Below are 5,962 nucleotides of genomic sequence, written 5' to 3'. Positions count from 1 at the left end.
GAACGGTACGACCCGGACGGCGACTACGTGCGCGGGTGGGTGCCGGAGCTGGCCGCGGTGCAGGGCCGGCGGCCCGGTCGGGTGGCGCTGCCGACCCGGGGCGGCCCGCCGACGGTCGCCGGCCGCTGGTCGCGTCTTCCGGAGCGGGACCTCGACCCGACCCGACGGGCCGCCGCGCTCGCCGACCTGCTGCTGGAGCGGCACGGGGTGGTCACCCGGGGCGCGGTGATGGCCGAGCAGGTGGTCGGTGGGTTCTCGGCGGTCTACCCGGTGCTGTCGGCGCTGGAGGAGCGCGGCGCGGCCCGCCGGGGTTACTTCGTCGAAGGGCTCGGGGCGGCGCAGTTCGCCGTACCCGGTGCTGTGGACCGGCTGCGCGCGCTGGCCGAGCCGACCGACAGCGCCCGGGGTCGGGGCGCGGTGGCGACGGTGCTTGCCGCGACCGACCCGGCCAACCCGTACGGTGCGGCGCTGCCCTGGCCGGAACGGGTGATCGACTCCGGCGACGGCGCCACCCCGGCGACCGGGCACCGGGCCGGTCGCAAGGCGGGCGCCCTGGTGGTGCAGGTCGGCGGTGACCTCGTCCTCTACGTCGAACGCGGCGGCCGAACGCTGCTCTCCTTCACCGATGACACCGACGCGCTCGCCGCGGCCGGCAAGGCGCTCGCCGACGCCGTCCACTCGGGGGCGTTGGGCGCGATGTCGGTGGAGCGGGCCGACGGCGAGGCGGTGCACTCGTCGCCGCTGCGGGACGCGTTGACCGCCGCCGGCTTCCGGGCCACCCCCCGGGGCCTACGCCTGCGCGGCTGACCCGCCGAGGACCCGCCGAGGGCAATTCCGCAGAGAGCTTGATGTCTGTGAGTCATCACGATGACTCACAGACGTCACTGTCAAAAGAACAACATGCTCCGGCCACGCTGGCGGCTCAGCCCAGCCTGTCGAGGGCCTTCTCGTAGCCGGGGCGGTCGGCGGCCGGGGTCTTCGCCTCCAGGTAGTTCAACACCACCGCGCCGCGCCGGTACGACTGGCCACCCCACGTCTCAGCGATGTCACTGGCGCTGGTCTCGTCCGGAAAGACGTACACCGTTACGGCGTCGGTGGCGATCAGCTCGGAACAGCCAAGGCCGAGGCCGTCCGGCCCGCAGTCGACCGAACGGTCCTTCGGGTGCGGCACCTTCAGACCGGCGGCCCGGAAAGCGTCGACGACCTGCTTCGCGCCGGGCGCGCTGGCCGGGCGCTTGGGCAGCACCACCGGCGGCGGGCTGGCCGGCCGTCGCTGCGTCGTGCCCTGGGCGGCGGGGGGCGGGGTCGCGCCGTCGGCACTGGGTGCGGCCTGGGGCGTCGGCAGGCCGGTCGGGGCCGCCTCGGACGAGACGGACGGGGTCGCGGTCGGGTTGCCGTCGTCGTCACTGCCACAACCGGCGCTGAGGGCGACGGCGACCAGCAGGATTCCGACTGCGGGGAGGTTCCGAGTTGTCACCAGGGCAGTCTGCACAACGTCTTCCCGCGGCGGGAGGGGCCGGTCGGCCACTGCGCTGTCCCGTATCCGCCAGCACAGCGCGGGTTCCACTAACCTGCGGGCATGTCCGCCGTGCCCTGGATCTCGCTGACCACCGACTACGGCCTCACCGACGGCTTCGTGGCCGCCTGCCACGGGGTCATCGCCCGGATCGCGCCGGCCGCACGGGTGATCGACGTGACCCACCTGGTGCCGCCGGCTGATGTCCGGCGCGGTGCTGCCGTACTGGCGCAGACCGTGTCGCACCTGCCGGTGGGAGTGCACGTGGCGGTGGTCGATCCGGGTGTGGGCACCGCACGGCGGGGGGTCGCGCTGGCCACCCCGGGCGGACTGCTGGTCGGACCGGACAACGGGTTGCTGCTGGACGCGGCCACCGCGCTCGGTGGGGTGACCGACGCGGTCGAGCTGACCGAGCCGCGCTGGCTGGCCGCCCAGGTGTCCGCCACGTTCCACGGCCGGGACGTCTTCGCACCGGCGGCGGCCCGGCTGGCGCTCGGCGCACCGCTGGCCGAGGCGGGCCCACCTGTCGACCCCGCCGGGCTGGTGCGACTTCCGGCGCCGACGGTGTCCCGGGACGCCGAGGGCTTCACCGCCGAGGTGCTGACAGTGGACCACTTCGGCAACGTCCAACTTGCCGCGCCGGCCGAGTTGCTCGATCGGCTGCCGGCCACGCTGCGGGTGGGTCCGCCGGGCCCGACGCCGACCCTCGCTGCGGTGCACGGGCGCACCTTCGGCGACGCCCCGGCCGGAGGCCTGGTGGCTTACGTCGACTCGGCCGGTCTGGTGGCGGTCGCGGTCAACGGCGGGCGGGCCGCGGACCTCCTCGCCGCCTTCCCGGGGGACCTCCTGCGGGTATCGGGCTGATGTTCGACTGTGGAATGCTTCTCCGGTGGGTGAGCATGTGGTTCCTGTGGGCTGTCCCTGCTGTGCATCCCGAACCGGCGGGGGGACCTGCCCCGTCTGTTTCTGGACCGACGACGGCCAGACCGACGCCGACGCCGATGCCGTCCGGGGCGGCCCCAACGGCGACCTGAGCCTGACGCACGCCCGCCTCAACTACGCCGTCTACGGTGCCAGCCACCCGCGCTACCAGGACATGGTGCGCACGGCTCGCCCCGACGAGCGCCCCTGACGTCGACGGAACGCCCGGCGGGGTGAGCGTGGCTCAGCAGACCGGCACGCTGCCGCCGTACACGCTGGAGATGTACGCGTGGCTGACGTACTGGCCACTGGCCAGACGGTTCCAGCGGGTGGTGGTCCGGTAGGGGCCGGCGACCGACTGACCGGTGACGTAGCACTGGATCGGCACGTGGGCCAGCCGGGCGGCAAGGCCTCGCGTCGCGTACGACGTGCTGGCCCCGGTGCGGATGTTGAGCGGCCCGTCACCGACCACACCGCGCGGACCCCCTCCGGTCCACAGGTACGCGACGTCCACCCAGGAGTTGGTGGTCAGTCGCAACCCGTCCCAGAACGTCCCGTCGGCCAGGTCGATGCCGGCCGGGTTGAGCACGGTCCGCCCGAACTGGTCCCGTCCGCCGTTGTAGCCGGACTGGTACGCGGCCTGCGCCTCGGGCCGGCCCTGCGGCAGGTTCTTCCAGTTCTCCCGGACCGACGAGGGGTTCCAGTAGTCGTCGCGGGTGTTCCACGGCCCGACGTCCCAGACCGGGGCGTACTCGCATCGGGAGCCGCTGGTGGTGCAGACCCGCACTGTGTAGTCGCCGGTGTTCAACGGTGAGAGCCCTCGCCGCGACGGCAGCGCCGCGAAGTGGTCCCGGGGTTGCACGGTACGGCCGTTGGCGGTCAGCTCACCGACCAGCCCGATGCGGGTGGCGTACACCCGGTAGGTGCGGCCGGGCGTGGCGGCGGAGACTGCGGCGTTCGCGTCGGCGGTGAGCCGCACGCCCCGTACCGTCGCCGTGGCGCCGCCGTCGGGGGCGGTGAGCACCACCCGGGTCTGCACCCTGGTGACCGGCCGGTCGAAGACCGCGCCGGTGGTGGCCGCCCGCCACTCCGTCCAGCCGGCAGCCCGCCGGCCGCGAACCTGCGCCTCCACTGTCGCCCCTGCCGGAACTGCGGCGTTGATCTCAGCGCGGACCCGGGTGGCCGGCCGGGCGAGGGTGCGGGGAGCGGTCACCAGCATCCCCTCGGCGACCGCGCTGTGCGGGCTGCGGGCGCCGCGCCCGTTGGACCGGGCCTCCCGCAGGCGGAGGCCGGCGGCGCTACGCCGGACGTTGACATCGTCGCGGTCGACGATGGTGAGGTCGACGCTCCACCGTTCGTCGCCGGGCGCGGCGGCGACGAGAGTGATCGGAGCGCCGCCGGGTGCGGCCGGGGCAGGGCCGCCGGGCAGCAGCGCTGCGGCGAGCAGGAGTGCGAGGGTGGCGATGAGGGCGACGGATGGGATACGACAAGAGGGTCGCGTCATGGGCATTCTCCTCAGAACCCCCTGACCTTCGCATGTCGGTAGATCATGAGGAACCTGAGTACAAATAGCGACACATGCGAATCTTGCTCGAAAGAGGGAGGATGGCAGGGTGCCCGAAGGCGACACCGTCTGGAACACCGCGCGCGTGCTGCAGCGTGCGCTGGCCGGCGCGCGGATCACCGGCAGTGACTTCCGGGTGCCGCAGCTGGCGACCACGGACCTGACCGACTGGACCGTCCGCGAGTCGGCCAGCCGGGGCAAACACCTGCTGTTGCGGCTCGACGCCCCGACCGGGGAGCACTGGACCCTGCACTCCCACCTGCGGATGGACGGCGCCTGGCGGGCGTACGCCCCGGGGGAACGCTGGAGCGGACGGCCCGCGCACCTGATCCGGGTGGTGCTGCGTAGCCCTGGCGCTGTCGCGGTCGGCTACCACCTGCACGACCTGACCCTGGTGCCGACCGCCGACGAGGGCGACCTGGTCGGCCACCTCGGCCCCGACCTGCTCGGCGCCGACTGGGACCCGGCCGAGGCGGTCCGTCGGCTCGCCGACCACCCGGAGCAGACCATCGGCGAGGCGCTGCTCGACCAGCGCAACCTGGCCGGTGTGGGAAACCTCTACAAGTGCGAGGTGCTGTTCCTGCGGGGCGTGTCACCGTGGACCCCGGTCGAGAAAGTGCCCGACCTGCCGGGCCTGGTGGCCCTCTCCCAGCGGCTGCTCGCCGCCAACCGGGGCCGATGGACGCAGAGCAGCACCGGCTCACTGCACCGGGGGCAGACCAGCTACGTGTACGGCCGCCGCGCCCAGCCCTGCCGCCGCTGCGGCACCGCCATCCGCAAGGAGGAGCTCGGCGAACGGGTCACCTACTGGTGCCCGGTCTGTCAGCCCGAACTCCCGCGCCCCTCGTCATCCGGCTGACCAGGCTCTCGCCAGACGGGATCCACGGCAGAAACGGACGATTGGGTAATTCCTAACCGGCCGCCAGAGTCGCATGCTGCGGTTGAGCGCTCACCGACCGTCAGCAGAGTGCCGAGGTCCCCCACGCCGGGGTGGCGGACCTCGCGCCCCGAACCGGGGAGAGTCATGGCGATGTTCCGCAGACTCCGCTCCACCTTCTTCGAGCGGACCACCCGCGACACCGACACCGACAGCCGGGCCGCGTCCGTGCCGACTCCGCGTACCGCCGACGAGGCCGTCGTCACGCCGAGCCTGGACCCGGCCGTCGTGCCCCGCTACTTCGGCCCGGTGCCGAACTTCGCCCACAGCCCCCGCCCGACCCGGGGCCCCGACGGGGAGGTGGTGGCCGGGACCGGGCTGCGCAAGTTCGTCGACCCACTGCCCGTCCCGGGCCAGCCCGGCCGCGGCGAGCTCGGCAGCCACCTGCCGGTGGCGGTGCCGGACACCATCAGTTATCCGGGCTGCGACTACTACGAGATCGGCCTGCAGGAGTACGCCCAGCGGCTGCACCGGGACCTGCCGGTCACCCGTCTGCGCGGCTACCGGCAACTCAACCTTGGCACCGACCCGGCCGGACACAACACGGTGGCGCCTCCGGAGCTGCCCTGGCACCTCGGGCCGATGATCAGCGCCCGTCGGGGTCGACCGGTCCGGGTGAAGTTCATCAACCAGCTCCCCACCGGCCGGTCCGGCGAGCTGTTCCTGCCGGTCGACGACACCGTCGAGGGAGCCGGCCTGGGCCCACTGGACGGCCCGGCGCCGTACCCACAGAACCGGGCCGTGCTGCACCTGGCCGGGGCGCAGACCGGCTGGACCAGCGCGGGCAACCCGGGGCAGTGGATCACCCCGGCCGGGGAGATCACCCCGTACCCGACCGGGCCCGGCCTGGCACACGTTCCGGACATGCCGGCGCCCGGCACCGGGGCCACCACGCTCTACTTCCCGAACGAGCAGAGCGGCCGGCTGCTGTGGTTCCACGACAACACCCTCGGCCTGGCCCGACTCACCGTCTACGGCGGACAGCTCGCGCTCTACCTGATCACCGACCTCGTTTCGGCAGAAG

General features: G+C 73.4%; 5 protein-coding genes and 2 pseudogenes. 5 read left to right on the top strand and 2 right to left on the bottom strand.

Annotated elements, in window-relative coordinates; genetic code table 11:
• Positions 1-807, top strand: a pseudogene (locus tag ABZ749_RS27450) (DEAD/DEAH box helicase); the annotation flags it as partial.
• 115 nt (positions 808-922) lie between these two features.
• Here ABZ749_RS27450 and ABZ749_RS27445 read toward each other — a convergent pair.
• Positions 923-1,477: a hypothetical protein gene (locus ABZ749_RS27445; protein WP_355009530.1), complete on the bottom strand. Its 555-nt coding sequence runs from the start codon at positions 1,475-1,477 to the stop codon at positions 923-925.
• A gap of 102 nt (positions 1,478-1,579) precedes the next feature.
• On the opposite strand from ABZ749_RS27445, the gene ABZ749_RS27440 reads away from it, so the two are divergent.
• Positions 1,580-2,380, top strand: a complete 801-nt coding sequence (locus ABZ749_RS27440) for an SAM-dependent chlorinase/fluorinase (protein WP_357232876.1) — start codon at positions 1,580-1,582, stop codon at positions 2,378-2,380.
• A 25-nt stretch (positions 2,381-2,405) separates the two neighbouring features.
• The gene (locus tag ABZ749_RS27435; RefSeq protein WP_238671784.1) at positions 2,406-2,648 is read left to right on the top strand and encodes a CPCC family cysteine-rich protein; all 243 of its coding nucleotides are present in this window, start codon (positions 2,406-2,408) and stop codon (positions 2,646-2,648) included.
• Between the two features lie 33 nt (positions 2,649-2,681).
• Here ABZ749_RS27435 and ABZ749_RS27430 read toward each other — a convergent pair whose 3' ends face one another.
• Entirely contained in the window at positions 2,682-3,941 is a 1,260-nt protein-coding gene (locus ABZ749_RS27430) for a hypothetical protein (protein ID WP_357232874.1), read from the bottom strand.
• Positions 3,942-4,050: 109 nt separating this feature from the next.
• On the opposite strand from ABZ749_RS27430, the gene ABZ749_RS27425 reads away from it, so the two are divergent.
• Positions 4,051-4,860: a DNA-formamidopyrimidine glycosylase family protein gene (locus ABZ749_RS27425; RefSeq protein WP_357232872.1), complete on the top strand. Its 810-nt coding sequence runs from the start codon at positions 4,051-4,053 to the stop codon at positions 4,858-4,860.
• 165 nt (positions 4,861-5,025) lie between these two features.
• A pseudogene (locus ABZ749_RS27420) lies at positions 5,026-5,962 on the top strand (hypothetical protein); the annotation flags it as partial.

The sequence above is a fragment of the Micromonospora sp. NPDC047753 genome (assembly GCF_040642735.1).
GTDB lineage: Bacteria > Actinomycetota > Actinomycetes > Mycobacteriales > Micromonosporaceae > Micromonospora.
Note: the sequence above shows the minus strand (reverse complement) of the source record. Positions and strands in the feature narration are given on the sequence as shown.